Source organism: Kitasatospora sp. NPDC058048, assembly GCF_042885555.1.
Classification (GTDB): Bacteria; Actinomycetota; Actinomycetes; order Streptomycetales; family Streptomycetaceae; genus Kitasatospora; species Kitasatospora lactacystinica.
In genome coordinates, this window is record NZ_JBHVRT010000005.1 from 212,574 (window position 1) to 239,275 (window position 26,702).

General features: G+C 74.6%; 27 protein-coding genes. 15 read left to right on the top strand and 12 right to left on the bottom strand.

What is annotated here, in order from left to right; all coding sequences use genetic code 11:
* Positions 1–5 precede the first annotated feature (5 nt).
* The 5 genes from ACFVVA_RS07640 (at position 6) to manA (ending at position 7,648) form a co-directional block, all read left to right on the top strand.
* A complete protein-coding gene (locus tag ACFVVA_RS07640) occupies positions 6–920 on the top strand; it encodes a carbohydrate ABC transporter permease (RefSeq protein ID WP_387686699.1) in 915 nt (304 codons plus the stop codon).
* 58 nt (positions 921–978) lie between these two features.
* Entirely contained in the window at positions 979–2,235 is a 1,257-nt protein-coding gene (locus ACFVVA_RS07645; RefSeq protein WP_387686701.1) for a glycosyl hydrolase, read from the top strand.
* A gap of 44 nt (positions 2,236–2,279) precedes the next feature.
* Positions 2,280–5,321 (top strand): alpha-mannosidase, encoded by a 3,042-nt coding sequence (locus tag ACFVVA_RS07650; protein ID WP_387686703.1) that lies wholly within the window; start codon positions 2,280–2,282, stop codon positions 5,319–5,321.
* Between the two features lie 66 nt (positions 5,322–5,387).
* Complete coding sequence (locus ACFVVA_RS07655) at positions 5,388–6,320, top strand: ROK family protein (RefSeq protein ID WP_387686705.1); 933 nt, start codon at positions 5,388–5,390, stop codon at positions 6,318–6,320.
* Positions 6,321–6,340: 20 nt separating this feature from the next.
* A complete protein-coding gene (gene manA, locus ACFVVA_RS07660; protein ID WP_387686707.1) occupies positions 6,341–7,648 on the top strand; it encodes a mannose-6-phosphate isomerase, class I in 1,308 nt (435 codons plus the stop codon).
* Positions 7,649–7,675: 27 nt separating this feature from the next.
* Here manA and ACFVVA_RS07665 read toward each other — a convergent pair whose 3' ends face one another.
* The 6 genes from ACFVVA_RS07665 to ACFVVA_RS07690 form a co-directional block, all read right to left on the bottom strand.
* Entirely contained in the window at positions 7,676–8,071 is a 396-nt protein-coding gene (locus tag ACFVVA_RS07665; protein ID WP_387686709.1) for a DUF2267 domain-containing protein, read from the bottom strand.
* Positions 8,072–8,410: 339 nt separating this feature from the next.
* Positions 8,411–9,058 (bottom strand): acyl-CoA thioesterase, encoded by a 648-nt coding sequence (locus tag ACFVVA_RS07670; RefSeq protein WP_387686711.1) that lies wholly within the window; start codon positions 9,056–9,058, stop codon positions 8,411–8,413.
* Positions 9,055–9,360 (bottom strand): hypothetical protein, encoded by a 306-nt coding sequence (locus tag ACFVVA_RS07675; protein ID WP_359904794.1) that lies wholly within the window; start codon positions 9,358–9,360, stop codon positions 9,055–9,057. Before ACFVVA_RS07675 ends, ACFVVA_RS07670 begins: the two co-directional genes overlap by 4 nt.
* Before the next feature lie 263 nt (positions 9,361–9,623).
* Positions 9,624–10,586, bottom strand: a complete 963-nt coding sequence (locus ACFVVA_RS07680; RefSeq protein WP_387686714.1) for a DUF6528 family protein — start codon at positions 10,584–10,586, stop codon at positions 9,624–9,626.
* A 315-nt stretch (positions 10,587–10,901) separates the two neighbouring features.
* Entirely contained in the window at positions 10,902–12,290 is a 1,389-nt protein-coding gene (locus ACFVVA_RS07685; RefSeq protein WP_387686717.1) for an NAD(P)/FAD-dependent oxidoreductase, read from the bottom strand.
* Positions 12,291–12,397: 107 nt separating this feature from the next.
* Positions 12,398–12,895, bottom strand: a complete 498-nt coding sequence (locus tag ACFVVA_RS07690) for a flavoprotein (protein ID WP_387686719.1) — start codon at positions 12,893–12,895, stop codon at positions 12,398–12,400.
* Positions 12,896–12,943: 48 nt separating this feature from the next.
* Between ACFVVA_RS07690 and ACFVVA_RS07695 the strand changes: the two genes are divergently transcribed.
* The gene (locus tag ACFVVA_RS07695; protein ID WP_387686871.1) at positions 12,944–13,228 is read left to right on the top strand and encodes an HAD family hydrolase; all 285 of its coding nucleotides are present in this window, start codon (positions 12,944–12,946) and stop codon (positions 13,226–13,228) included.
* Positions 13,229–13,328: 100 nt separating this feature from the next.
* Here the strand turns inward: ACFVVA_RS07695 and ACFVVA_RS07700 are convergent, their stop codons facing one another.
* Entirely contained in the window at positions 13,329–14,747 is a 1,419-nt protein-coding gene (locus tag ACFVVA_RS07700; RefSeq protein WP_387686722.1) for a hypothetical protein, read from the bottom strand.
* 149 nt (positions 14,748–14,896) lie between these two features.
* Here ACFVVA_RS07700 and ACFVVA_RS07705 point away from each other — a divergent pair, with 149 nt between their 5' ends.
* Positions 14,897–15,526, top strand: a complete 630-nt coding sequence (locus tag ACFVVA_RS07705; protein WP_387686724.1) for a hypothetical protein — start codon at positions 14,897–14,899, stop codon at positions 15,524–15,526.
* A 52-nt stretch (positions 15,527–15,578) separates the two neighbouring features.
* Here the strand turns inward: ACFVVA_RS07705 and ACFVVA_RS07710 are convergent, their stop codons facing one another.
* Both ACFVVA_RS07710 and ACFVVA_RS07715 read right to left on the bottom strand, forming a co-directional pair.
* Positions 15,579–16,070, bottom strand: coding sequence for a hypothetical protein (locus tag ACFVVA_RS07710; protein WP_387686726.1), 492 nt, complete (start codon positions 16,068–16,070; stop codon positions 15,579–15,581).
* A gap of 208 nt (positions 16,071–16,278) precedes the next feature.
* A complete protein-coding gene (locus tag ACFVVA_RS07715) occupies positions 16,279–17,223 on the bottom strand; it encodes an FAD-dependent oxidoreductase (protein WP_387686729.1) in 945 nt (314 codons plus the stop codon).
* Positions 17,224–17,350: 127 nt separating this feature from the next.
* Between ACFVVA_RS07715 and ACFVVA_RS07720 the strand changes: the two genes are divergently transcribed.
* Positions 17,351–18,307 carry a LysR family transcriptional regulator gene (locus ACFVVA_RS07720; protein WP_387686732.1) on the top strand — a complete coding sequence of 319 codons (957 nt, stop codon included), beginning with the start codon at positions 17,351–17,353 and terminating at the stop codon, positions 18,305–18,307.
* A 137-nt stretch (positions 18,308–18,444) separates the two neighbouring features.
* Here the strand turns inward: ACFVVA_RS07720 and ACFVVA_RS07725 are convergent, their stop codons facing one another.
* Positions 18,445–18,930, bottom strand: a complete 486-nt coding sequence (locus tag ACFVVA_RS07725) for a cysteine/serine endopeptidase inhibitor (RefSeq protein WP_359904819.1) — start codon at positions 18,928–18,930, stop codon at positions 18,445–18,447.
* A 284-nt stretch (positions 18,931–19,214) separates the two neighbouring features.
* Between ACFVVA_RS07725 and ACFVVA_RS07730 the strand changes: the two genes are divergently transcribed.
* From ACFVVA_RS07730 to ACFVVA_RS07740, 3 genes are all read left to right on the top strand, one after another.
* Positions 19,215–19,406 (top strand): hypothetical protein, encoded by a 192-nt coding sequence (locus ACFVVA_RS07730; RefSeq protein WP_387686735.1) that lies wholly within the window; start codon positions 19,215–19,217, stop codon positions 19,404–19,406.
* Positions 19,407–19,545: 139 nt separating this feature from the next.
* Complete coding sequence (locus ACFVVA_RS07735) at positions 19,546–20,199, top strand: 4'-phosphopantetheinyl transferase (RefSeq protein WP_387686738.1); 654 nt, start codon at positions 19,546–19,548, stop codon at positions 20,197–20,199.
* A 76-nt stretch (positions 20,200–20,275) separates the two neighbouring features.
* Positions 20,276–20,659, top strand: a complete 384-nt coding sequence (locus ACFVVA_RS07740) for a barstar family protein (RefSeq protein WP_387686741.1) — start codon at positions 20,276–20,278, stop codon at positions 20,657–20,659.
* Positions 20,660–20,738: 79 nt separating this feature from the next.
* On the opposite strand, the gene ACFVVA_RS07745 is transcribed toward ACFVVA_RS07740, so the two are convergent.
* Positions 20,739–21,668 (bottom strand): polysaccharide deacetylase family protein, encoded by a 930-nt coding sequence (locus tag ACFVVA_RS07745; RefSeq protein ID WP_387686743.1) that lies wholly within the window; start codon positions 21,666–21,668, stop codon positions 20,739–20,741.
* A gap of 204 nt (positions 21,669–21,872) precedes the next feature.
* Here ACFVVA_RS07745 and ACFVVA_RS07750 point away from each other — a divergent pair, with 204 nt between their 5' ends.
* Both ACFVVA_RS07750 and ACFVVA_RS07755 read left to right on the top strand, forming a co-directional pair.
* Entirely contained in the window at positions 21,873–23,558 is a 1,686-nt protein-coding gene (locus ACFVVA_RS07750) for a CehA/McbA family metallohydrolase (protein ID WP_387686746.1), read from the top strand.
* Between the two features lie 318 nt (positions 23,559–23,876).
* Positions 23,877–24,371, top strand: a complete 495-nt coding sequence (locus tag ACFVVA_RS07755) for an ATP-binding protein (protein WP_387686749.1) — start codon at positions 23,877–23,879, stop codon at positions 24,369–24,371.
* Between the two features lie 54 nt (positions 24,372–24,425).
* Here ACFVVA_RS07755 and ACFVVA_RS07760 read toward each other — a convergent pair whose 3' ends face one another.
* On the bottom strand, positions 24,426–24,884 hold the full coding sequence (locus ACFVVA_RS07760; protein ID WP_387686873.1) for a DinB family protein: 459 nt from the start codon (positions 24,882–24,884) through the stop codon (positions 24,426–24,428).
* A gap of 253 nt (positions 24,885–25,137) precedes the next feature.
* On the opposite strand from ACFVVA_RS07760, the gene ACFVVA_RS07765 reads away from it, so the two are divergent.
* A complete protein-coding gene (locus tag ACFVVA_RS07765; protein ID WP_387686752.1) occupies positions 25,138–25,725 on the top strand; it encodes a carboxymuconolactone decarboxylase family protein in 588 nt (195 codons plus the stop codon).
* Entirely contained in the window at positions 25,722–26,588 is an 867-nt protein-coding gene (locus ACFVVA_RS07770) for an RNA polymerase sigma-70 factor (RefSeq protein WP_387686754.1), read from the top strand. The genes ACFVVA_RS07765 and ACFVVA_RS07770 overlap by 4 nt, the downstream gene beginning before the upstream one ends.
* Positions 26,589–26,702 lie beyond the last annotated feature (114 nt).

The window sequence follows — 26,702 nt, forward strand, 5'->3', positions numbered from 1 at the left end:
CTCCCATGACCACCGTCCGTACGTCCCGGTCCCACGACACGACCGCCGAGCCCGCCGGCCCCGTCGGGCCCGCCAGGCGCTCCCGGGGCTTCAACTCCCCCTCCACCGCGCAGACCGCCGCCCGCTACCTGCTCCTGGTGCTGGTCCTGCTGCTGGTCATCGGCCCCTTCCTGTGGCAGCTGTCCACCTCCCTCAAGGGCCCCGCCGAGGACGTCTACACCCGCACCCCGAGCTTCCTGCCCGACCAGCCCACCCTGGGCAACTACGGCAAGGTCGCCGACGTCATCCCGGTGTGGACCTACGCGCTCAACTCGGTGATCGTCGCCGTGGTCTGCATCACCGGCAACGTGGTCGGCTGCACTCTGGCCGGCTACGCGCTCGCCCGGCTGCGCTTCCGCGGGGCGAAGCTCGTCCTCGGCCTCTTCCTCGCCACCCTGATCCTGCCCGGCGAGGTCACCATCGTCTCCCAGTACGTGCTGGTGCGCGGTCTCGGCCTGGCCGACAGCCTGGCCGGGGTCGCGCTGCCCGGCTCGATCGCGATGCTCAACGTACTGCTGATGCGCACCGCCTTCGCCGCCGTGCCGGCCGAACTCGACCAGGCCGCTCTGGTGGACGGCGCCAACGTCTGGCAGCGGCTGTGGCACATCGGCCTGCCGAACGTGCGCGGGATGCTCAGCGTGATCGTGATCTTCACCTTCATCGGCGCGTGGGACGACTTCCTGTGGCCGCTGATCGTGCTCAACGACCCGCAGAAGTACACCCTCACCGTCGGGCTCCAGTACCTCAACGGCACCTTCTCCGCCAACCCGCGGCTGATCGCGGCCGGCACCATGATCGCCTTCCTGCCGATCGTCGTGGTGTTCGGCGTCTGCCAGCGCTTCTTCTTCAAGGGCGTCGAGGAGGGAGCCGTCAAGGGATAGCCCGCCCCAGGGATGGCCCACCGTCCGTACGCCCCACACCCGTTGAGGAAGCTCTCCGATGGCCACCGCCCCCCGTTTCGGCGTCAACTACACCCCCAGCGCCGGCTGGTTCCACCACTGGCTCGACTTCGACCTCGACGCCGTGCGCGCCGACTTCGACTCCATCGCCGCCCTCGGCCTGGACCACGTCCGGGTCTTCCCGCTCTGGCCGGTCTTCCAGCCCAACCGCACCCTGATCCGCCCGCGCGCCGTCGAGCAGCTGACGGCCCTGGTGGACGCGGCCGGCGAGCGCGGACTGGACGTCGCCGTGGACGGCCTGCAGGGCCACCTGTCCAGCTTCGACTTCCTCCCGTCCTGGACGCGGACCTGGCACCGGCGCAACATCTTCACCGACCCCGAGGTGCTCGACGGCCAGGCCGCCTACCTGCGCACCCTCGCCGGGGCGCTGCGCGAGCGGCCCAACTTCCTCGGAATGACGCTCGGCAACGAGATCAACCAGTTCTCCGGCGCCCCGCACCCCGACCCGGACCCGGCCACCCCCGCCGAGGCGGAGGCCTGGCTGCGCCGGATGCTCGACGCCTGCGAGCAGGGCGCCCCCGGCCGGCTGCACCTGCACGCCTCGTACGACGCGGCCTGGTACCTGGACGAGCACCCGTTCACGCCCTGGCACTCGGCCCGGATCGGCGCCGCGACCGCCGTGCACTCCTGGGTGTTCAACGGCACCGCCCAGCGCTACGGCGCGCACTCCACCGCCACCGCGCAGCACGCCGCGTACCTGGTCGAGCTGTCCAAGGCCTGGGCGGACGACCCGGCCCGCCCGGTCTGGCTGCAGGAGGTCGGCGCACCCGCCCCGCACATCACGGCCGAGGACGCCGCGCGCTTCACCGGCGCCACCGTGGAGGCCGTCCTGGACTGCCCGGACCTGTGGGGCGTCACCTGGTGGTGCTCGCACGACGTGGACCGCTCGCTCGCCGACTTCCCCGAACTGGAGTACAGCCTCGGCCTGTTGACCACCGACCGGAAGGTCAAGCCGGCCGGTGCCCGGCTCGCCGAGGCCGCCGCCGAGGCCCGCCGGTCCTGGCAGCCGCCGAAGCCGCGCAGCACCGCCGTGGTGATCGCCACCGGCGACGAGGTCACCTCGCCCGGCCGCTCGGTCTGCGGCCCCGGCGGTTCGGCGTACGAGGCGTTCATGCGCCTCGCCGAGGCGGGCGCCCGCCCGACCGCGGTCCTCGCCGAGCGCGCCGAGGACCGCGCCCACCTCGCCGCGCGCGGCATCACCGAGGTGGTCCACCCCGGCGACGTACGTTCTCTCTGACCGCGACCCAGCCCGCAACCCAGCCCGCAACGGAGCCCGCTGACATGCACGATGACCGCACCCTGGTCGAGTCCCGCCTCAAGCGCGTCCTGGACGAGCGCATTCGCCCGGCCGTGTACCCCGAGTCCGTCCCGCTGGAGGTCGGCATCTGGACGGCCCCCGGCGAGCCCGTCCCGGTCGCCGAGGGCCTGGCCGCCCCGCGCACCCCGATCGCGGTGGGCGACGCCTGGGGCGCGCCCTGGGGCACCAGCTGGATCACCGTGACCGGTACCGTCCCCGAGGCCTGGGCCGGACGCACCGTCGAGGCGCTGATCGACCTCGGTTTCGACGCCAACATGCCCGGTTTCCAGTGCGAGGGCCTGGTCTACCGCCCGGACGGCTCCCCGATGAAGGGCCTCAACCCGCAGAACCAGTGGGTGCGGATCGCCGCCCCGGCGGCCGGCGGCGAGCAGGTGCTGCTGCACGTCGAGGCCGCCTCCAACCCGGTCATCCTGGACTACCACCCCTTCCTGCCCACCGAGTTGGGCGACAAGGAGACGTCCGGCGACCAGCCGCAGTACAAGCTGGCCCGGATGGACCTGGCCGTCTTCGACGAGACGGTCTGGCAGCTGGTGCTGGACCTGGAGGTGCTCGGCGAGCTGATGGCCGAGCTGCCGGTGGAGGGCGCCCGCCGCTGGGACATCCTGCGCGCGGTCGAGCGGGCGCTCGACGCCGTCGACCTCCAGGACGTCAACGGCACGGCCGCGGCCGCCCGTTCGCAGCTCGAAGGGGTGCTGGCCGCGCCCGCCGTGCCCTCCGCGCACCGGATCAGCGCGATCGGGCACGCGCACATCGACTCGGCCTGGCTCTGGCCGCTGCGCGAGACCGTCCGCAAGGTGGCCCGCACCACCGCCAACATGACGGCGCTGCTGGAGGACGAGCCGGACTTCCGCTACACCATGTCCCAGGCGCAGCAGTTCGCCTGGATCAAGGCGCACCGCCCCGAGGTGTACGCGCGGGTGCGGAAGGCCGTCGCCGAGGGCCGGTTCGTCCCGGCGGGCGGCATGTGGGTGGAGTCCGACACCAACATGCCTAGCTCGGAGGCGATGGCCCGGCAGTTCGTGCACGGCAAGCGGTTCTTCCTGGACGAGTTCGGGGTGGAGAACCACGAGGCCTGGCTGCCGGACACCTTCGGCTTCACCGGCGGCCTGCCGCAGATCATCCGCAACGCCGGCTCCAAGTGGCTGCTGACGCAGAAGATCTCGTGGAGCCAGATCAACAAGTTCCCGCACCACACCTTCCTCTGGGAGGGCATCGACGGGACCAGGATCTTCACCCACTTCCCGCCCGTGGACACCTACAACTGCTCGATGAAGGGCAGCGAGATCGCCCACGCGGCGAAGAACTTCAAGGACAAGGGCGTGGCCCGGCACTCGCTCGCCCCGACCGGCTGGGGCGACGGCGGCGGCGGCACGACGCGCGAGATGGTCGCCAAGGCGGCCCGGATGAACGACCTGGAGGGCTCGGCCACCGTCCGCTGGGAGAACCCCGCCGAGTTCTTCGCCAAGGCCGAGGCCGAGTACCCGAACCCGCCGGTCTGGGTCGGCGAGCTCTACCTGGAGCTGCACCGGGCCACCCTGACCAGCCAGGCGAAGACCAAGCAGGGCAACCGGCGCAGCGAGAACCTGTTGCGCGAGGCCGAACTCTGGTGCGCCACCGCCACCTCGCGCACCGGTGCGGAGTACCCGTACGAGCAGCTGGACCGGATCTGGAAGACCGTACTGCTGCACCAGTTCCACGACATCCTGCCCGGCTCGTCCATCGCCTGGGTGCACCGCGAGGCCGAGGCGACGTACGCGGCGCTGGCCGGCGAGCTGGAGGGGCTGATCGGCGCGGCCCAGCAGGCACTGGCCGGGGCGCCCTCGGGCGGGCGCGAGCTGGTGTTCAACGCGGCGCCGCACACCCGCTCGGCGGTGCCGGGCGGCGGGGCCGGCGCCACCGCCCCGCCGAGCGGAACCTGCGAGGCCGTCGAGCGCGCCGAGGGCGGCGTCACGCTGCGCAACGGCCTGCTGGAGGTCGTCGTGGACGCGGACGGGCTGATCGCCTCGGTGGTCGAGCTCGCGACCGGCCGGGAGAGCGTCGCCCCCGGCAGCCGGGCCAACCTGCTCCAGCTGCACCCCGACTTCCCCAACATGTGGGACGCCTGGGACGTGGACCAGTTCTACCGCAACACCGTCACCGACCTGACCGGCGTGGACTCGCTCACCGCCGCCGCGTCCCCCACCGCGGCCTCGGCGCGGATCACCCGCTCCTTCGGCTCCTCCACCGTCGTCCAGACCCTCACCCTGCCGGCCGGCGAACAGCGCGTGGACATCGACACCGAGGTCGACTGGCACGAGACCGAGAAGTTCCTCAAGGCCGCCTTCCCGCTCGACGTCCACACCGAGCGCTACGCCGCCGAGACCCAGTTCGGCCACCTCTACCGGCCCACCCACACCAACACCAGCTGGGACGCCGCCAAGTTCGAGGCCTGCAACCACCGCTTCGTCCACTTCGACGAGCCCGGCTGGGGCGTCGCCCTGGTCACCGCCTCCACCTACGGCCACGACGTCACCCGCACGGTACGCCCCGACGACGGCGGGACCACCACCACGGTCCGCTTCTCGCTGCTGCGCGCCCCGCGCTTCCCCGACCCGAGGACCGACCAGGGCCTGCACCGCTTCCGGCACGCCCTGGTGCCCGGCGCGGCGATCGGCGACGCCGTCCGCGAGGGCTACCGGATCGGCCTGCCCGAGCGGCGCGTCACCGGCAGCGCCGAGCAGGTCGCGCCGCTGGTGGAGCTGGACAACGACGCCCTGGTGGTGAGCGCCGTCAAGCTCGCCGACGACCGCAGCGGGGACCTGATCGTGCGGGTCTACGAGGCCGGCGGCGGCCGCGCCCGGGGCCGGCTGACCACCTCCTTCCCGCTGGCCGGCGCCGTCCCCTGCGACCTGCTGGAGCGGCCCTGGGACGGCACCCGCGGCGAGGTGTCCGTCGAGGACGGCGCGGTGCGCCTCGCGCTGCGCCCGTTCGAGCTGGTCACCCTGCGCCTGCGGGCGACGGCCTGACGTCTACGCTGTTCGGCGCCCCGGCCCCGCAGCCGGGGCGCCGCCCCCTACTTCCTGGAGCCCACCGTGCCGCTCACCCCGCTGTTCGCCGCCCTCGACATCGGCGGCACCAAGATCGCCGGGGCACTGGTCGACGCCGACGGACGGCTGCGGCACCGGCTCCAGCTGCCCACCCCGGCCGCCGAGCCGGGCACGGCCGTGCTCGCCGTGGTGCACCGGGTGCTGGACGAACTCTCCGGCACGGCCGACTGGGCCGCCGTGACGGCCGTCGGGATCGGCAGCGCCGGCCCGGTCGACCTCGCCGACGGCACCGTCAGCCCGGTCAACATCCCCGGCTGGCGCGGTTTCCCGCTGGTCGCCGAGGTCGCCGCGCATCCGGCGGTGGCAGCGCGCACGCTGCCCGTCCGCCTCGCCGGGGACGGCGTCGCGATGGCCGCCGCCGAGCACTGGCAGGGCGCGGCCCGGGGCGCCGGCAACGCGCTCTGCCTGGTGGTGTCGACCGGGGTCGGCGCCGGACTGGTCCTCGACGGCGCGGTCCGCCCCGGCCCCAGCGGCAACGCCGGCCACCTCGGGCACATCACCGTCGACCTGGACGGCGAACCCTGCCCGTGCGGCTCGCGCGGCTGTCTGGAGGGCCTCGCCAGCGGCACCGCCATCGCCCGCCGGGCGCTCGCCCAGGGCTGGCAGCCGGCGGACGGCGACCGGACGGCCCGCGCCGTCGCCGCCTCCGCCGCCGCGGGCGACCCGCTCGCGATCGCCTCCTTCGACCGCGCCGCCCAGGCGCTGGCCGCCGGGATCGCCGCCACGGCCGCCCTGGTGGACCTCTCCCGGGTCGTCGTCGGCGGCGGCGTGGCCGGCGCCGGGGACGTGCTGTTCACCCCGCTCGCCCGCCACCTGGACCGCTACGCCGCCCTCTCGTACATCCGCGGCCTGGACGTGCGCCGCGCCGAACTCGGCACCGACGCCGGGCTGATCGGCGCGGCCGCACTCTGCCGCTGAGCCTCCCCGGAGCCGCCCGCATGCCGCCGACCACCCTTCCGCCACCCGCTTCGCCGCGGCCCGCTCTCCCGCCGTTCGCCCTCCTGCGCAACCCCGTCCGCCGCTACGCCTGGGGCTCGCCCACCGCGATCCCCGCGCTCACCGGCGTCGCGCCCGACGGCGGCCCGCAGGCCGAACTCTGGCTGGGCGCCCACCCGTCGGCGCCCTCCCTGCTGTCCGGCCTCGGCGGCGACAGCACCGGTGTCGGCGTCGGCCCGCAGCCGCTGGACCGGCTGATCGAGGCCGACCCGGAAGGCCTGCTCGGCGCGGACACCGTACGGCGGTTCGGCCCGGCACTGCCGTTCCTGTTCAAGGTGCTGGCCGCCGACCGGGCGCTCTCCCTCCAGGTCCACCCCACCCGCGCCCAGGCCGAGGCCGGGTACGCGGCGGAGCAGGCCCGGGGCATCCCGGCGGACGCGCCGGAGCGGGTGTTCAAGGATCGCGGGCACAAGCCCGAACTCATCTGCGCACTCGGCGACTTCGAGGCCCTCTGCGGCTTCCGGCCGGCCGCCGCCACCGCCCGGCTGCTGGACGCGCTCGGTGTGCTGTCCCCCTGGGCCGCCGCCCTGCGCGCCCGGCCCGCCGAGGCCGTGCTGCCCGAGCTGCTGCGCTCCGGGCCGGACGCCTCCGGCGGCGAACTCGCCGCCGTCACCGAGTCCCTGCGCCGCACGGCGGCCGCCGGTGGACCGTACGGCGCGAGCTGCGCCGCGTACGCCCGCCTCGCCGAGGAGTACCCCGGTGACCGGGGACTGCTCGCCGCGCTGCTGCTCAACCACGTCCGGCTCGCGGCCGGGCAGGCGCTGTTCCTGGACTCCGGGGTTCCGCACGCCTACCTGCGGGGCGTGGGCGTGGAGTTGATGGCCAACTCGGACAACGTGCTGCGCTGCGGGCTCACCCCCAAGCACGTCGACGTGGACGGTCTGCTGGCGGTCACGTCCTTCCGGCCCGGGGAGCCGGAGGTGCTGGCGCCGCGCCGGATCGGGGACGCCCCGGGCTCCGGCTCCGGCGCGGGTGGTGGAACAGGCACCGGAACCGGCGTCGAGGAGGTCTTCCCCTCCCCCGCCGAGGAGTTCAGGCTCTCCCGCCTGCGCCCCGGCCCGGCCGCCGCCCGGGTCGACCTCCCCACCCCGCAGATCCTGCTCTGCGTCTCCGGGCAGGCCCGGCTGCGGGCGCCCGGCGGTGCCGAACTCCCCCTTCCGGCGGGCGCGTCGGCCTACCTGCGCCCGGGCGCCGGGCCGGTCGAACTGACCGGCCCGGGCGCCGAGCTGTTCCGGGCCACCACGGGGTAGCGGCACCCGACGGCCACCCGGACGGGCTCAGGCCGGCGCCGGGTGGCCGAACAGCAGGTCGTAGCCGTCCGGGAGTTGCTCGATCACCTGGTCCAGCAACTCCCCGGGGACCAGGTCGGCGACCGTGCTGAGCACGGCCCCGATGTCCCACTGCACCGTCGCCGGGGTCGCCCCGTCGATCCACCCCACCACGGCCTGCACGAAGCGTTCGGCGGTCAGCGGCTCGGCCGCGGGCACGGCGTCGCGCAGCAGCGAGGCGTAGCCGACGGGCAGCGCATCGGCGAGTTCGACCCGAGCGGACCCCACCAGGTGCTCACCGAGCAGGGCCAGTACGACCCGGGCGGCGTGATCCGCCTCGGCGTCGCCCCGGTACTCTCCGCGCTCCACGACGCGGGCGAGGAAGTCCTCCGAGGAGATGGTCATCGCGTCCTCCTTCCGGTCGGCGGGCTCCGGCCGGACCGGCGGCCTGCTCGCCCCGGGCCAGGAGGGGGATCGCAGCCCGTGACCACCGTGGGACGTACCGGTGCCCGTGCTGCTCAGCGTAACTCGCCCCGGCGCCTTCGGAACCGGCCTGCCGCCGTGGGCCCGCGGAACCGTGCCTGCGGACGGCCGGGACACCCGGCCGCCGGGGCTCCGGAATGCTCGGGGCGCGGGGAGGGCCGGGGGCGGCGCGGGGAGGGCCGGGGAGGCCGTGCGGCGGGGAACGCCGGCCCCGGCGGATCGGCGCCGTCGTCGATCACGCCGCCGGCCCGCGGCGGGGGCTCACCCCGCCGAGGCGTGGCACCGCCTGCGCGGCCGCCGGGACGGCACCATCGCACCGGCGGCCGCGCCGCCCGGTACGCGCTGCGCCGGGGTCGTCGGGGTCACCGCCGCCGCGGCCACCGTCGTGGCGGCACCCACCACCGCCGGGGCCGTCACCGTCGCCGGGGCCGTCACCGTGGTCGCCGCGGTCACCGTCGTGGCCGCCAGGACCGCCTGGGCGCGGGCCGCGTCCGCCATAAACGCCGAGAGAAAGATCCGCTCGGCCGGGCTCAGCGCCCGCGAGCGGCCGGATTCGCGGTCCCGCGCGACCACCACGGTCCGCGCCCGCATAAAGGTGAGCCGATCCCGGCAGACATTCACCTCGACCTGCACCGAACTGCGCCCCAGCCGTTCCACGGTGAGTCGCACCGACAGCGGCTCGGGCCGGTGGTGCAACTGCTCCAGGTAGTCGATCTCGTGCCTCGCGATAATGAATCCGGAGGAGAACAGCGATTCCCTCACCGCGGTTTCGTGGTGACGGAACAGGTCGTAAATCCCCTCCTGGACGTAGCCGACCAGACGGGCGTTGTTGATGTGCCCGTTCTCGTCGACGTCGCTCCACCGGGTCGGGCAGGACAGCACGTGCACGCCCGGCTGCACCGTGTTCACGGCCGGGTCAGCCCGGCACCGGCGGGGAGCAGCGCGCGCTGCAACCTGGCGTAGTAGCCGGAGTGTTCGGCCGCCATCCGGGCCGCGGTCCACCCTTCTTCGGCGGCCTCGGCGGCGGCCTGGACGACGAGGCTGTCCAGTACCGCGTCGACGGCGCGGCACAGATCGTGAACGGCGGCGAGCCGCTCGGTCACATCGGCCCCGCTTCCGGCGTTCCGGGACGGGAAGGCGGCCAGTGATTCCATCGCGAGCTGGAGATCGTCCACTCCGTCCGGCCGGTTTTCCGCAGGGAAATTCCGCATGTTTTTCTCCATGACTCATTCGGCCGTTACGGCCCAGTAGCTAGCGTTCGATTGCACCGGATCGGTGTCGACCCCCCGACCCCAAGACGCTATCCCAGCCGACCGGGGGCGACGGATGGTTTGCGGACCGCGACGGGAAACTGACCCCCATCGGAGTAGTTTGTCGGTGTACACAATATGCCCCATCAGCCGAATGCCGTCCGCATTTCGGGTGGTATCTCCGACGCGCGCACCGAGATCGGCACCCCGGAGTCCAAAGTCTGCTACCAGCCACTCCACCACCTCGCCTTGTACAGGTGCGTGCCGCGCAGCGACCGCGCCCCGTCGGGACGGTGCAGGGTGATCACCGAGGTGCACCAGTCGCACGGAGCGGCGTGCTCGGGCGCCACCGTGAGCAGCCGGCCGGTGTTGGGCTCGTCACCGACGCTCTTGACGTCCCGCTCGGCGGCCGGATCGGCCAGGTGCACGGCGGTGAAACGGTCGGTGGCCGGGTCGAAGCGCCACAGGCCGGTCAGCGTGGTCACCCAGAACTGCCCCGGAGCCGCCAGGACACCCGCCAGGTCGTGCCCGCCGTGCCCCGGCAACGGGCTGCTGCGCACCGCGGTGAGAGTGGGCGCGGCCGCGGTACCGCCCACCCTCAGCCCGGTCAGCGACGTGTCGCCGAGCACCCAGAGCAGGCCGCTCCGCCCGTCCCAGTGCACCCCGTGCGCGCCGGGCAGCGGGAACTCCGCGTACGCGGCGGCCCGCGGGCCCTGCGAGGCCGCGTACAGCCGCACCCAGCCGCCCGTGCTCGCCGCCACGGCCACGTTGCCGTCCGGCAGCAGCTCGATGCTGTGCGGGTTGACGGACGTCCCCAGGTCCGCCGCCCAGTGGACGCGGCCCACGGTGGTCTCCACGACGGCGGCCAACCCGCCGGAGGCCGTCGTCAGCAGGTAGCGGCGCCCCTGCCGCACACGGGACTTCGCCTCGTCCGGGTTCGTCCAGCTGCGCGCGGGCGTCAGATCCGCCAACTCCGGTGCCCGGTCGGCACTCCAGCCCCAGACCACCGGCAGCCGGCCCGGCCCGCGGTAGGCCATCAGCTCCTCGGCGCTCTGCAGCACCAGCACGCTCCGCGAGGCCTGGTCCACGACCGCCACCTGTCGGCCCGGCGACCTGGCCCACGCGCCGCTCCCGGGCACGCAGAGCAGCAGGGCGACCGCAAGGGCCGGCAGGGTTCTCCTCAGCACGCCTTCACCGTCGGTGCTGCGGGCCGAGTCCGCTCGGCGGCACGTCCGAACGGACCATCGACGCGGCGGCCGCGGACCGGGCGACGCCGTCGGCGGATGCGGCTCGTTCACTGTCATCCGCCCATCCTGGCCGGGCGACGGCACCGGCGGCCGCCGCCACACGGTCCGGCACGCCGGGCCGTCAACCGGGCGCTGACCGCACTCCTCCAGCGCCCGGTCGACGGGCCGGTGTTGGACGGCCCGTGCGGCGGCGACCCGGTGTTCGGCGGCCCGGCGCCCGGGGTCCCGACGTCCGACGGCTCGTCGTCCGGCGACTCAGCGCCCGGCGACCACGTCCGCGACCCGGGCGATCGGCGAGGTGGTGGCCCGCCCGGCCGACTCCTGCCGGTCGGCGGCGTGGTACGCGGCGTACATCGCGTGCACGCCCAGCCAGCGCAGCGGCTCCGGCTCCCAACGCCGCACGGTGTGGCCGACCCACGGCAGCCGGGTCAGCTCGGTGTCCCGGCCGAGCACCAGGTCCCGCAGGGTGCGGCCGGCCAGGTTGGTGGTGGTCACCCCGCTGCCGACGTACCCGCCCGCCCAGCCGAGCCCGCTCACCCGGTCCAGTTCGACGGTGGCACACCAGTCCCGGGGCACGCCGAGCACGCCCGCCCAGGCGTGGTCGATCCGGGCCTGCGCGGCGGCCGGGAAGAACCGGTCGAGGATCCGGCGGAGCTGGCGCACCGTCTCCACCTGGGTGCCGCCGTCCGAGTCCGTCCGCGAGCCGAACCGGTACGGCACTCCGCGCCCGCCGAGCGCGATCCGGTCGTCGGCGGTGCGCTGGGCGTACATGTACGCGTGCGCGAAGTCGCCCAGCAGCTCCCGGCCCTGCCAGCCGGCCTCCGCCCAGAACCCGGCCGGCAGCGGCTCGGTGGCGACCATCGCGGAGTTCATCGGCAGCCAGGTGCGCTTCTCGCCGCGCAGCCCGGCGGTGAACCCCTCGGTGGCGCGCAGCACATGGTCGGCGGTGACGGTCCCGCGCGGGGTGACGGCGTGGGGCTTGCGGTGGCCGGAGCCGGGCAGGATCGCGGTGACCGCCGTACCCTCGTACACCTCGACGCCCAACTCCCGTACGGTGCGGGCGAGTCCGCGGGCGAGGCGGGCGGGCTGGATGCGGGCGCCGTACCGGGTCCAGCAGCCGCCGAGGGTGCCGGCAACGTCGATCCGCTCCCTCGCCTCCTTCTCGCCGAGCAGCTCGACGCGCCCCTCGCCGTAGGCCCGCTCGGCCTCGACATGGGCGCGGAGGCGATCCAACTGCGGCTTGCTGCGGGCGACTTCGAGGACCCCTCCGCGGACGATGTCCGCCTCGATCCCCTCGGCCTCCGCCACGCCGACGACCTCACCGACCGCCTCGTCCATCACCCGCTGCATCGCCGCCGCGCGCTGCTGCCCGTACTTCCTGGCGAACGCGCCGCGGCCCGCGAAGCCGTTGTACAGCCAGCCGCCGTTGCGCCCGGAGGCGCCGTAGCCGCAGAAGCGCCGTTCGAGGACGGCGATCCGCAGGCCGGGGTCGGCCTTCTTCAGGTAGTAGGCCGTCCACAGCCCGGTGTACCCGCCGCCGACGACGCACACGTCGACGTCCCGGTCCCCCGGCAGTCCGGGGCCCGCCCCGGGCACTCCGTCCGCCGCGTACCAGAACGACACCTCACCGTTGACCGCCGCCACCGGAAACCTCCCACACCCTCGCCGACCTGCCCGGACGCTACCTCCGCGGGTCCGCCGCGGGCCACCCCCCACAGTGCAAGGATCGCCGCCGCCGATCAGCCACCCTGTCAGTCCCGGAGCAGGTCCAGGGCCCGCGTCCAGCTGTACGAGCCCGGCGTGAAGTCCGCGATCCGCACCCCCATCCGCCGCAGCTTCGCCAGGCTCTCCCGGTAGGCCGGGTGCGCCGCCTGCGCCGCGCTCAGGCAGGGCTGCACGGCGACCGGGACGCCCCAGCCGTACGACTCGCAGAGGATGCCGAGGGCGAGGGTGTCCGAGATGCCGAGGGCCCACTTGTTGATCGAGTTGAAGGTGGCCGGGGCGACGACGATCGCGTCCGGGTCCGGCAGCGGCCGCGGATCCCCCGGCCTGCGCCAGGCCGAACGGATCGGATGCCCCGTCCGCGCGACGATCGCGTCGGCGTCGACGAGCGCCATGGCGTTGGGGGTCGCCACCACCCCGACGTCCCAGTTCCGCTCCTGCGCGGCGGAGATCAGCTCCCCCACCCCGCCCGCGACCCCCGCCGCGCACACCACGACGTACAGCACCGGCTTCCTGCCCTCGGACACCCTCGGAATCCCCACGCTCGACCCACCTGCGGACCCCAGAACAGTAAGCTGCCCGCATGGTCCGCTCCGTGGTGTTCGACATCGGCGGACTGGGGCACCGCCAAGCCCTCCCCGGAGTTCTTCGACCGCCTGCGCGCCTGGGCCCCCGGCGACCCGCACGAGATCCTCTACGTCGGCGACCACCCCGCCAACGACATCACCCCGGCCCGGGCGGCGGGCCTGCGAACCGCCCACCTCCGCCGGGGCCACATCGGCCTCACGACCCGGGCCCCCGAGGCGGACTGGACGGTCGACTCGCTGACCGCCCTCGCCGACCTCCTCACGGGGCGGTAGCGTCCACCGGCCTCCCGCGGCCGTCGCACGCCGCGTCCGAACCCGTCCGCACCGGGCCCGCCCCCGCGCGACGGCGGAGGCGGGCCCGTCCCCATGGGCCTCAGGCCAGGATCCGAACGGGCGGGGCGATGGAGGGCGGGGAGCACCGGGGCGTGGTGGCGCAGACGGTGAGCGGTCTCGGGTGGGGGCCGTCGAGGATCCGGACGGACCAGAGCACGGGGTAACTTCCGCCGCAGATACCGCAGTTCGGGCGGGGCGGGGCCGCCGGCATCGGAGGCGCGCCGGGCGGCGGTGGGGTCGGCGGGGCGAGCGGTGGGGTCGACGGGGCGAGCGGTGGGGTCGGCGGCACGAGCGGGGGCGGCGGGGTGCCGGCCCACCCGGGGAGGTCCGGGGCGAGAGCCTGGAAGTCGTGGCCGCACTCGGAGCAGGTGTCGAGGACGGACTCGGTGCGCATGTCGCCGCAGCTCGGGCAGAAGGTGACCGGCTGCTCGTCGGCGTCAGTGCTCTCGCAGCGCACGCAGACGAAGTCGGGGTCGATCCTGGACCGTTGGAAGATCGACCCGAAGATCAGGAAGGGATTGGGCTCGCCGTCCTTCTCGTACGTCGTCTGCACGACGGAGGCGATCAGCTTGAGGCGGTTCTTGCGCTGCCGCAGCCGCTTGAGGTCCAGGTTCACCACCTTGGTCTGCCGGCAGGCGCGGCAGGTGCAGAGCGTGCGGACGGGCAGCCGCGAGCGGATGCCGAACTGGCGGTGCAGGAAGTCGAAGGCCGGGCGGTCCGCCTCGGCGACGGCCACCTCCACCGAGCCGAACCCGCCCGCACTGAGCCGGCCTTCCACCACGGCCGCCAACCGTGCGACGTCGGCCGCCAGCTGGTCCGGCACGCCCTCCGGCCGGCTGCCGATCATCACCGGGATCGCCAGCAGGGTTCGGGCGGTGGCCATGTCCATCGTGAGGTAGCCGGCCGGGGAGCGGAACACGATCCGCTCGATGCCCTCCCACAGCGCCGGGCCGGTGGAGCGGCGCCCGCCGGAGAGCCGCTCGGTGACGAGGGCGGCGACTCCGCCGACGAGGCGCTGCCCGGTCTCGTGGTGCCGGGCCAGCGTGTCGGCCCGGGGCCCGCTGGCCCACCACCGGGGCTGTGGGAAGCCCGCCCCGGCCGCCGCCGGATCCAGGCCGGTGAGGGCCTGGTCGAGGGCGCCCAGCGCGGCCTGGAAGGCAGCCACGTACGGGTCCTGGACACCCAGGGCGATCACCGAGACCGCCCGGTCCGAGAGGTGCAGGGACACCGCGGTGCGGTCGCCGTCGGCGGGCGCGAGGTGGAGACGGGCCGTCACCGGCACCTGGTCGGGCAGGAGCATCGCCGAGCGGACGGCGGAGCCGCGCCGGGCCTCCACCACGGTGGCCATCTCCGAGGTGATCTGGAAGCCGAGCGAGCGCAGCGCGTCCACGGCGGCGACCCGGACGCGCCCGGTGTCGGCGTGGACACGGCGTTCGGCGTCGAGCGTGATCGAGGCCAAGGTTCCTCCGGAGGAAGGGAATTGGTGAGCGGAGGCGGGAGCGGAGCGATCCCGGCGCGCAACCGTAGCGAAAACGCCGCGCCGGAGTCCCCCGCTATGTGCACGTATTGACCGGACACCCGGCCGGACCTGCCCGTATGCTCGGCCCGGTGCAGCCGTCTCCCGACACCCGTACCGCCCCCTTGACCGCGGCGTTCCCGGTCGCGCTCGCCGACGACGCCGAGGCGGTTCTCGCCCTCATGCCCGCTTCGCGGCTCCGGCCGGCCGGCCCGTTCCCGGTCGTCGTCGAGGGCGAGCGGGTGACCGTCCCCGGGCGTCTCTACCACGACGAGCCGCCCGCCGGGGCGGTGGCGCTGCTCCCGCCCCGGCAACGCCGGCTCCTGCACTGCCTGTACTCGCGGCACCATGACGGGACGGTCCGGCAGCGGCACCTGGCGGAGATCGTCGGCTCGACCGACCCGTGGGTCGTCCCGTTCGTCGTGCAGCTGGTCGGCGAGTACGTCCTGGAGATCCTGGTCGACATCCGGGACGAGCTGCGCTCGCTCGCCGCGCCGGGGTCCCCCGGACGGCTCGCCTACGGGCGGTTCCTCGTCGACAACCCCGCCTTCTTCGCCCGCACGCAACGGCGGGTGGTGAGCTACTGGAGCTGCTACCACCGCAGTACCCACCGCGACTTCCGGGCCTATCCGGGCTCCACGGTCCTCGACCTCCTGCGGTCCGCCGCCTCCGACCGGGCGGGCCGCCCCTGGCCGGACCTCACGCCCTCGGGAACGGGGTGAGGTGGCGCGCCCCCGTCCTTCTCCCGGCGGGCGGGGAGGCCGCGCCTACGACTCAGGGCGCGGCGTAGCGGGTGACGTTGGTGATCCGGCAGCTGACCTTGCCCGACACCTGCGCCGTTCCCGAGGCCTTCTGCACGGCGGCCTGGTTCGGGGCGAGGTTGCTGGTCGCGGCGGCGCCCTCGGCGACGCGCGTGCCGGAGGTGTCGGCGAACTCCAGCTGCACGATGTAGTTGCTGCTCCTGCCGCTGTGGTTGGTGATCCTGACCTCGGCCTCGGGCATCTTCAGCACGTCGTTGATCGCGCACTTGGTGATCTCGGCGTCCTTGGCGGCGTCACCACCGCCGACCGGGGCCGCGGCCGGCGGTGCGGCCGCGGGGGCGGTGTCGCTTGCGGCGGGTGCCGCCGGGGCGGGGACACTCCCCGTGGTCGGGGCGACGGCGGGAGCGGTGCTCCTGCTGCTGCTGGTGCTGAGGCTGGGGTCGCAGGCCGCCAGGCCGAGAACGGTGGCGCCGGCGGCGAGCAGGGTGAGGGTGGTGCGACGCATTGGTTCCTCTGGGGCGTGGTGCGGGCAATGGGAGCGACCGTAGCGAGCCCGCACTGTTCGGTGCGGACCGTGTGATGGATCTGTGACCGGTCCGGGACCTACCCGTCGGTCAGGACCGAACAGGGCGGCGGAAGTCCGCAAATACTTTCGAGCCCATAGTCGTTGACGAACCATCAGATCTTGCTTCGCCCCCAGGGCCCGACTCGCCTCAGTGCGGCTCCACCAGGGCCGCCGCGGCGTCGGCGCAGCCCCAGCTGAGAGTGACGCCGGCGCCGCCGTGGCCGTAGTTGTGGACGACCCGGCCGCCGGGGTCGGCTTCGAGGCGGGGGCCGCCGTGGCGGGCGGGGCGCAGGCCGACGGCGTGGGCGAGGACGCGGGCGTCGCGGAGTTGCGGGATGCGGGCCGTGCAGCGGGCGAGGATGGCCTCGGCGGTGGCCGGGTCGGGTGCGGTGTTCCAGTCGTCCGGCTCGAAGGTGCCGCCGAGGACGACGTCGGTGCTGCGGGGGTGGATGTAGGTGTAGCCGGCCGGGTCGTCCTGGATGCGGGTCGAGCTGGGCAGTCCGGGGTTGTGGACCAGGACGAGCTGGCCGCGCACCGGGTGCACGGCCGGGTCGTCGCAGAGCTTCCGGGCGCCGAGTCCGGTGGCGTTGACCACCACGGGGGCCCGGTCCAGGGCCTGGTCGAGGGCGTCGAGGCGGCGGTGGACGAGCTCGCCGCCGTTGTCGGTGAACCGGCCGAACAGCCAGGGCAGGTAGCGCGGCATCTCGACGGCGGGGGCGGTGAACGACCAGCCGTCCGCGCACTCCGGTCCGCGTTCGGCGGCCGTCAGCCGGCGCAGGTCGGGGACGGCGTCGCCCCACCAGGGCAGGCCTTCCGACTGCCGCTCGTGCTCCAGCATCCGGGTGCTGCGCATCGAGACGCCGGGTACGCCGTCCGCGGCCTGGCGGGCGAACTCGGCGAAGGCGGTCGCGGACCAGTCCGCCACCCGGCTGTCGGTGCCCGTGGCGACGGGGAACCAGACGGCCGCGGCCACCGCCGAGGTCGTCGACAGCAGGCCGTCGGCCGTCACCACGACCACCCGAAGTCCCTTCTCCTGCAGGCGGATCGCTGTGGTGAGCCCGATGATTCCGCTTCCGACCACGACGACGTCCATCGCGAACCCCTCCGTCCGAGGGCCGCCGACCCGATGTCGGCGGCCGTGTCCAGGTAAGCCGGTCGCGCCCGGTCCCGTCCAAGACCAGTTCTGCCCCCGGGCGATAAGGCGCGCTTATCATCGCCGGATGGACAGGCGGACGGATCTGCGGACGGATCTGCGGACGGATCTCCGGATGGATCTGCGCCGGATGCGCTACTTCTCCGTACTGGCCGAGGAGTTGAACTTCACCCGGGCCGCCGGCCGGCTGCGGATCGCACAGCCGGCGCTGAGTCAGCAGGTCAAGGCGCTGGAGCGGCAGCTGGGCGTGGAGCTGGTGGAACGCACCGGCAGGGGCTGCGCGCTGACCCCGGTCGGGCGGGCCGTCGCGGAGGAGGCCCGGCGGATACTGCGGGAGGTGGCGGCGGCCGAGGAGCGGCTGGCGGCGGTGGTCCAGGGGCGGGAGGGGCGGCTGCGGGTGGCGTACACCCGCTCCGCCCGGGGCGGGGTCTGCGACGCCCTGGTGACGGAGTTCCGCAACCGCTACCCCCGGCTGGACGTCGCCCTGCAGACCGGCTGGACCTCGCACAACGTGGCCGAGCTGCTGGCCGGGCGGCTGGACGCGGCGTTCGTCCGGCCGCCCTTGGACGTCCCCGGGCTCGACTGCCGGATCATCGCCGAGGAGGAGCTGCTGCTCGCCGTGCCGGCGGGCCATCCGCTCGCCCGCACCCGGGCCCGGATCGGCCGGCACCGGATCGCGGACGAGCCGGTGGTGCTGTGGCCGAGGGAGAACGGGCCCGGGATGCACGCGTTGATCACCGAGCAGCTGTGGCCGGGCCGCTCGCCCCGGATCGTGCGGGAGGAGCCGGACGACGAGCAGTTGCTGCTGGCGGTCGCGGCGGGGTACGGCATCGCGCCGATCCCGGAGGGCCGGGCCCGGGTGTTCCGGATTCCCGGCGTCTGCCTGCGCCGGCTCACCGCCCCGGTGCCGACGGTCACCCTGGGGCTGGCCCACGATCCCCGGACGGCGCCGCCGGCCGTCCAGCTGCTGCTCGCGATGGCCCCTTCCCGTCCGGCGCCGGGAGGGAGACCCGAACGGCCGTGATCCTGAACTCCGGGACTGCGGGGGCAGGGCCAACCAGTAGTGGTGGCACAATATCTGATTGATCGTCAGCTCTTGGCTGCCCCGGTGCCCGCCCCCGCGAACCGGGCGGGGGCGGGCACCGTCTTCGGAGGGCCGGTTCAGCCGATGGTGGAGCCGGTGATCGGGGCGGAGAGCTCGACGGTCTTGCCGTTCAGGCCGGTCTTGACGAACTGCCAGCTCAGGCCGGTGATGACGCCCTTGTCCAGCGGGGCCAGCTTGGCGAAGGCGGGCTGGCTGAGGTCGATGTGGGTGGAGTCGCAGGAGGGGCACTGGTCCTTCACCGGGACGGTGATGGTCTTGCCCTGGTAGCTGACCTTGACCGAAATGCCCTTGCAGACCGGGTCGTTGTTGGGGTTGGCGGTGGTCCACCAGGTGTGCGAGACGGCGACCAGCATCTGGGTGGCGGCGTTGATCTGGGTGCCGCAGGCGCCGTAGCCGGCGTCGTTGTAGTAGGTGGCCTTGCCGGTCATGGGCTTGTTGATCGGTATCGCGGCGCTGGCGGAGCCCGCGGTGAGGGCGATCAGGGCTGCTGCGGCGAGCGGGGCGCCCGCGAGGATCCTGAGGTTCTTGCCGATGGCGCGCATGGTTCGTTCCCTCCGGTTGCGGTGCAGGGCATGGGCAGGCACGGGCAGGCATGGGCATGACATGCGGAACTCGACACATTCGCACGACAGTTCGCCGACCGAATGCCCGCCCTTGTGGAGGAAACGTATGCACCCGTCCGCAAGGTGGTCCAGACCTCCACGATGTTGGCATGAACACAAGGCAAGCATCTTTACCAATGCGGCCGAAGGGGCGAAGATGCGTGACGGCCCCGCCACGGAAGGTGTTGACAGAACGTCACCCGCGTCCTTCGGAGGCCCCTCAGATGCGCACCTCGCTCGTCGCCCTGCTCCTCGGCACCGTCCTGCTCCCGGCCACCGCACCCGTCGCCGCCGGCGCGGCGCCCCGCGAGGTGAACCAGGGCTACAGCATCCCCGTCGCCGGCGTGACCGACCTCGGCGCGCTGCCCGTCCTCGGCAGCCTCGGGCTGGACTTCGCCCGCCTGCTCGGGCAGTAGCAGCCCGCGAGGCTGCCGCCGCCTTCGAGCGGCCGGGCCGCCCGGCGATGGTCCCCGATCCCCCACCAAGATCCCCCCGCCCGGGTTACCCTCGTCCCGCGCGGCTGCCCGGCCGCGCAGCCGACCGAGGGGGGAACGGATGATCGGGGACCTGCTGCCGGACGTCGTGGTGACCGAGGTGGCCTACGACGACCCGCCGGAGGCCCGGCTGGAGCCCGAGGAGGAGCCGGCCGTCGCCCGGGCCGTCGACAAGCGGCGCCGCGAGTTCACCACCGTCCGGCACTGCGCCCGGACCGCCCTCGCCCGGCTCGGCGTCCCGTACCGGCCGCTGGTCCCGGGCCTGCGCGGCGCACCGAGCTGGCCGGACGGCGTGATCGGCAGCCTCACCCACTGCGACGGGTTCCGCGCGGCGGCCGTCGCCCGGGCCGGCACCCTCGCCTCCGTCGGCATCGACGCCGAGCCCGCGCTGCCGCTGCCGGAGGGCGTCGAGGAGACCGTCGCGCTGCCGGTCGAGCGGGAGCGGCTCGCCAAGCTGGCGGCCGAGCACCCGGGCGTCCCGTGGGACCGCATCCTGTTCAGCGCCAAGGAGTCCGTCTACAAGGCCTGGTTCCCGCTGACCCTGCTGTTCCTGGACTTCAACGAGGCCGAGCTGGACCTCTCCCCCGACGGCACCTTCACCGCCCGGCTGCTGGTCCCGGGACCGGTGGTCGGCGGCCGCCGGATCGACGGCTTCGACGGGCGCTGGGCGGTCCGGGACGGGCTGCTCGCCACCGCGATCGCCGTCTCCCCCTGACGTCGCGCCGGGGTCGCCCCGGGCGTCTCCCGGACGTCCTCCTGAACCACCGTCGGCGCGGCATATCCTCGACCCCGTGACGGTGACCTATGTGATCGACGGCAACGAGATCAAGACCCTGGACGACTTCTGGGACGTGGTCGGGCGGACCATCGGCGAGGACGGCTACTTCGGCCGCAACCTCGACGCCTTCGCCGACTGCCTGCGCGGCGGTTACGGCACGCCCGAGGACGGCGACTGGGTCATCGAGTGGCGCCGTCACGAGGTCGCCCGCCGCAACCTCGGCTACCCGGAGACGGTCCGCCGGCTGGAACTGCGGCTGGCCCACGCCCACCCCACCAACCGGGCGCGCATCACCGCCGAGCTGGAAGCCGCCCGGGCGGGCCGGGGGCCGACGGTCTTCGACTGGCTGGTCCGGATCATCGAGGAGGAGCACCCGGGCGGCCTGCGCCTGGTCTGAGCCGCCCGCCCCGAGCCGCCCGCCCCGAGGCGCGCGGCCCGCGGTGCGCGGTGCGCGGTGCGTTCCCCGGCCCGCCCGGCTACAGCACGTCCGAGAGCCGGACGAAGCGCCGCCCCGCCGCCAGCAGTCCCGGCAGCGCCGCCGCCACCCCGGGGGCCGTGCCGCCGCCCGGGTGGTTCAGGTGGCCGATCACGATCGCGCCGGGCGGGGCGGAGGCGACCTCCTGCCGCACCTCGGCGGCCGGCAGCGTCGCCCCGCCGTCCCCGTTCACGGTGAAGCCCGCCACGCGCTGGCCCAGGTCGGCGACCACCCGGGTGGCGACGTCGTCGTAGTGCGCGGTGCCGGAGCGGAAGAACCGGGGCGGGTGCCCGAGCAGCTCCGTGAGCTTCCGGGCATTGCCCGCCACCTCGTCGTACACCTCGCCGACGTCGCCCGTGCCGGCGATGCCGTAGGCGGAGCGGCCGGTGACCGAGAGCGGGCGGTGGACGGTGCCGTGGTTGCCGATCTCGAACAGCGGGTCGGCGGCGAGCTGCTCGAACTCGTCCGGGTTGGCGTCGATCCAGCGGGCGTTCAGGAAGAGCGTGGCCGGCACGCCGTGCGCCCGCAGGGCGTCGATCAGGTCGGCGTCGTAGCCGTTGCCGCGGGGGCCGCCGCAGGCGTCGAAGGTGAGCGCCATGGCGCTCTCGCCCTCCGGCAGCTCGGTGATCACCCCGGACACCTCCAGGCCCCACTCGCTCGGGGCCAGCGCGCCGTACCGCTCGACCGTCTCGGCCCGGGTCGGCTCGTGCGGGGGCTGCTTCGCGGGTTCCGATGCCGAGGTCGGCGCGGGTGTCGGCGCGGGTGTCGGCGCCGGCGTCGGGTCCGGCCCAGGCGTCGACGCGGCGGCGGCCTCGGCGGGCCCGGCGGGCGGTATCGCCGAGGGCGAGCCGGTGCCCGACGTCCGGCCACCGCACCCCGCCAACGCGCCTCCGGCCACCACCATGAGCAGCACCCGCCGGCTCACCGCCATGCCCGTCTCCCATCCGCGCGATTTCTCATATAAACCGATGACATGACTATGAACCGACCAATCGTCACTCCCCGCAACTCGCCCCCGCCCCCGCCCGGCGCCTCTTCACCGAGCCGCCCCGCCCCGGTGGGCCCCGACTCACCCCCGGTTCACCCGCCGGGGTAGGCACGCGAGCGACCCGCCCGCCCCGACCCGGAGGCCTCGATGCCGACCGACCCCAGCACCCCGCGCCCCGACCAGCCGACCTCCCGGCCCATCGACCCGCCGGCCCCGCAACCGACCCCGCAACCGACCGCCCCGTGCACCGACCAGCCGGCCCCGCAACCGGCCGCCGGGCCCGCCCGCCGTGACCTGCTCCGCACCGGACTGGCCACCGGCGCCGCCACCGCCCTCGGCCTCGCCGCCGCCACCGGCCGGGCGGACGCCGCCCCCGCCGACGGCCCCGGCGCCACTCCCCCCGACCGCACCCTCACCCTCACCGGCCACCTGCCCACCGGCTCCCCCGACTTCGTGTACCTCCCGGTCGAGGTCCCCGAGGGCGTCCGCGAGCTGGCCGTGTCCTACGGCTACGACAAGCCCCCGGTCCCGGCCGGCACCCCCGGCAACTCCTGCGACATCGGCCTCTTCGACGAGCGCGGCACCGACCTCGGCGGCCCGGGCTTCCGCGGCTGGTCCGGCGGCTTCCGCACCGGGTTCAGCCTCTCCCGCGGCGCCGCGACCCCCGGCTACCTCCCCGGCCCGATCAACCCCGGCACCTGGCACGTGGTCCTCGGCCCCTACCAGGTCGCCCCGCAGGGCCTGGAGTACCACGTCGAGGTCACCCTCCGGTTCGGCCCGCCCGGGCCGCGGTTCACCCCGCACTACCCGGCGGAGCGGGCCCGCGGCCGCGGCCGGGCCTGGTACCGGGGCGACTGCCACCTGCACACCGTCCACTCCGACGGGCGGCGCAAGCCCGAGGAGGTGGCGGCCGGGGCGCGCGCGGCCGGCCTGGACTTCATCGTCTCGACCGACCACAACACCAGCGCCTCGCACGCCGTCTGGGGCCCGCTGGCCGGCCCCGACCTGCTGATCCTGCCGGGCGAGGAGATCACCACCCGCAACGGCCACTGGCTGGCCCTCGGCCTGGAGCCCGGCCAGTTCGTCGACTGGCGCTACCGCTCGCGCGACGAGGAGTACCCCCGCTTCGTCCGCCAGGTCCACCGGGCCGGCGGCCTGGTCGTGCCCGCGCACCCGTACTGCCCGTACGTCGCCTGCCAGTGGAAGTTCGGCTACGAGGAGGCCGACGCCGTCGAGGTGTGGAACGGCCCGTGGACGTACGACGACGAGTCGGCGGTGGACACCTGGGACGGCCGGCTCGCCGTCGCCCTGCGCGAGGGCCGCTCCTGGCTGCCCGCCCTGGGCAACAGCGACGCGCACAGCGAACCGCAGGTCATCGGCTCCCCCCACACCGTGGTGCTGGCCGAGGACCTCACCCGGGACGCGATCCTCGACGGGCTGCGCGCCGGGCGCAGCTGGCTGGCCGAATCCTCGGCCGTCGAGGTGGACCTCACCGTGACCGGGCACGGCCGCCGGGTGGGCATCGGCGAGGAGCTGACCGTCCCGGCCGACGCCCCGCTGGACGTCCGGCTCACCGTCTCCGGCGTGCCCGGCGGGACGGTCCGCCTCCTCACCGACGAGGGGCAGATGCACCAGGAGTCGCTGCCCGCCGACGGCGCCGGCACCGTGGTCTGGCGCACCACCGCCTCGCTCGCCGCCTACGTCCGGGCCGAGGTCCGCCACCCGAAGGCGGACGGCACCCCGGGCAGGGGCAACGCGATGGGCCCGGACCTGCCCTGGGGCCCGATGGCGGCGCTCACCAACCCGGTCGTGCTGCGCACCGGGGACCGGTAGGGGCCCGCGGCGGGCGCCCCGACCGCCCGCCGGACCGTCACCGACCGACCACCGCCCCGCCACCGCCCGCTCGCCCACCGGTCTCCGAGCGCTCGCCCACCGGTCCCCGATCGATCGGCGAGCACCCCTCCGACCCGCCCAGGAACCGGATGGGGGACGACTCGGGCCACCCGTTTGGACTAGGTTGATCCCCGAAACGCATCAGTCGTAGGGACGAGGCGGTCGGTTGTCCGGATCTGGGCCGACCAGCTCCTTCGCACTCCGACCGCCCCGCCCCGGCTACCCGCCCCTCCCCGGCCCGCGAAGGGATCAGCAGCTGTGAACCGTACGACCGTAGGTGGGCCGGAGCTCGGGGGCGGCCTGGGCGCCGGGGGCGTCCTCGTCCTCGTCGACCCGGCCGGGGCCGGGGACAGCCCGGTCGCGGAGCTGCTCGCCCGGGAGCTGAACCCGAGCGTCCACCTGCGGACGGACGACTTCCTGCGGGTCATCCGCAGCGGCCAGCTCCCGCCCCACCTGCCCGAGGCCGGGCGCCAGAACGCCACCGCCCTGGCCGCGGCCGCCCAGGCCGCCTTCGCCTACGCCACCCGCGGCTACCAGGTCGTGGTGGAGGCCGCCGCCGTCCCGGCCACCCTCGACACCTTCCGCCGCGAGAGCCGCGCCACCGGCGCCGCCCTCCACTACGTCGTCCTCCAGCCCGGCCCGGCGTCCGAGGACAGCACCCACAGCCTCGACACCACCGCCCTCACCCCCGAGGCCACCGCCGACTCCGTCCTCACCGCCCTCACCCGCCGCACCCACCTCCTCGGCTGGTAGGCCGGCCCGCCCCTCGGACTCCGCGGGCCTCCGCGGCGCCGTCGGCGGCCGCCCCTACGCCCCCACCGTGCCGTCGATCGCCTCGCGCAGGAAGTCGGCGTGCCCGTTGTGCCGGGCGTACTCGTGGATCAGGTGGAGCATCACCAGCCGCAGCGACACCTCGGCGTCCCAGCGCGCCTGGTAGCCGGTGACGTCGAGGGAGTCGGCGGCGAGCTCGATGCGGCGGGAGTGCTCGACCTCGGCCTGCCAGGCGGCGAAGGCCTCGGCGCGGGTGGCGCCGGCGGGGTCGTACGCGGCCTGGTAGTCGCCGTCCCCGGACCAGACCAGCGGCAGGTCCTCGCCGTCGATCACCCGGCGGAACCAGGCGCGCTCGACCTCCGCCATGTGCCGGACCAGTCCGAGCAGGCTGAGCGTGGAGGGCGGGCTGGAGCGCAGGCGCAGCTGCTCGTCGGTCAGGCCCTCGCACTTCAGGGCGAGGGTCGCCCGGTGGAAGTCGAGGAAGCCGCGCAGCATCTCGCGCTCGCCGCCGGTCAGCGGCGGGGCGGGGCGGTCGTCGGGGACGTTCACGGTGTCGTTCTCCTCGCGGTGGTCGGAAATCCTCGCGGACTGTAGCGAACCGTCCGGCCCGTCCGAAGCTATTTTTTTCCGCGCCCCGCACCCGGCTGTCACATCCGTGCGCCCTGCGGTGTCCTCATGCCCGGCAACACGGCACCACGGCACCACCACAACACGGCAACCCGCCGAACCACCGACCCGGGAGGACACCATGGCACTGCGACTGCCGAAGGCCCAGCTGCCCGCCGAGCTGAGCGAGAACATGATCAAGGGTTTCGGGGCCGCCCTCGAACCCGTCGAGGCGATCTGGCACAACCCCGGCGTCGCCACCGCGAACCTGGACTTCTCCCGCCGGATCGCCGAGTGGGACGCGCTCGACGAGAGCCTCAAGTCCTTCGCCCACATGGCGGTGGCCGCGCAGGTCGGCTGCGGCTGGTGCCTGGACGTCGGCTACTTCCAGGCGCAGAACCGGGGCCTGGACCTCGCCAAGGCGAGCCAGGTGCCGAACTGGCGGGCGGCAGAGGTGTTCACGGCGCTGGAGCGCGAGGTGATGGAGTACGCCGAGGCCATGACCGTGACCCCGCCGGCCGTCACCGACGAACTGTACGACCGCCTGCTGGACCGGCTCGGCGCGGCGGCCATGGTCGAACTCACCGCCTACGTCGCCTTCGTCAACATGGCCACCAGGAACAACACCGCGAACGGCGTCCGCTCCCAGGGCTTCTCCGACGCCTGCGGGATCCCGCTGGCCCGGCGCACCGCCGCCGTCGACGACGCGGCCGGGGCGTCGCCGGCATGACCGAGGACCCCTTCGTCACCCACCGCGGCCTGCTCTTCACCGTCGCCTACGAGCTGCTCGGCTCCGCCGCCGACGCCGAGGACGTGCTGCAGGAGTCCTGGCTGCGGTGGGCCGGGGTCGACCGCGGGCAGGTGCACGACCCGCGGTCGTACCTCATCCGGATCGTCACCCGCCAGGGCCTCAACCGGCTGCGGACGCTGTCCCGCCGACGCGAGCAGTACGTCGGCGAGTGGCTGCCGGAGCCGCTGCTCACCAGCCCCGACGTCGCCGAGGACGTGGAACTCGCGGAGAGCGTCTCGTTCGCGATGCTGACCGTCCTGGAGACCCTCGGGCCGACGGAACGGGCGGTGTTCGTGCTCCGCGAGGTCTTCGAGCTGCCGTACGAGGAGATCGCCGAGGCCCTCGGCAAGACCTCGGCCGCCGTACGGCAGGTCGCCCGGCGGGCCCGCGGGCACGTGGCCGCCCGCCGGCCCCGGGTGCGGGTGAGCCGCGACGAGCAGCAGCGGGTGGTGGAACGGTTCCTGGCGACCCTGCGCACCGGGCGGCTGCAGGACCTGATGGAGGTGCTGGCGCCGGACGTCGTCCTGATCGCCGACGGCGGCGGGATCGCGGCGGCCGTGACGGCCCCGGTGCACGGGGCCGAGGCGGTGGCGGCACTGCTCGCGCGCACCGGGCGGCTGCCGGTCGCCCTCGAGACCACCACGGTGTGCCTCAACGGCGCGCCGGCCGGGCGGATCGACATCGGCGGCGAGCCCTCGGTGGTGAGCCTCGCGGTGGAGGACGGCCGGATCACCCGGGTCTACATCGTGCGCAACCCGCGGAAACTGACCCGGATCGACGCACCGGCCGACCTCACCCGGTGACCGCCCCCGGTCGCGGGGGGGGGGGGGGCCCCCCCCGCGCCCCCCCCCCCCCCCCCCCCCCCCCCCCCCCCCCCCCCCCCCCCACCCCCCCACCCCCCCCCCCCCGCCCGGGGG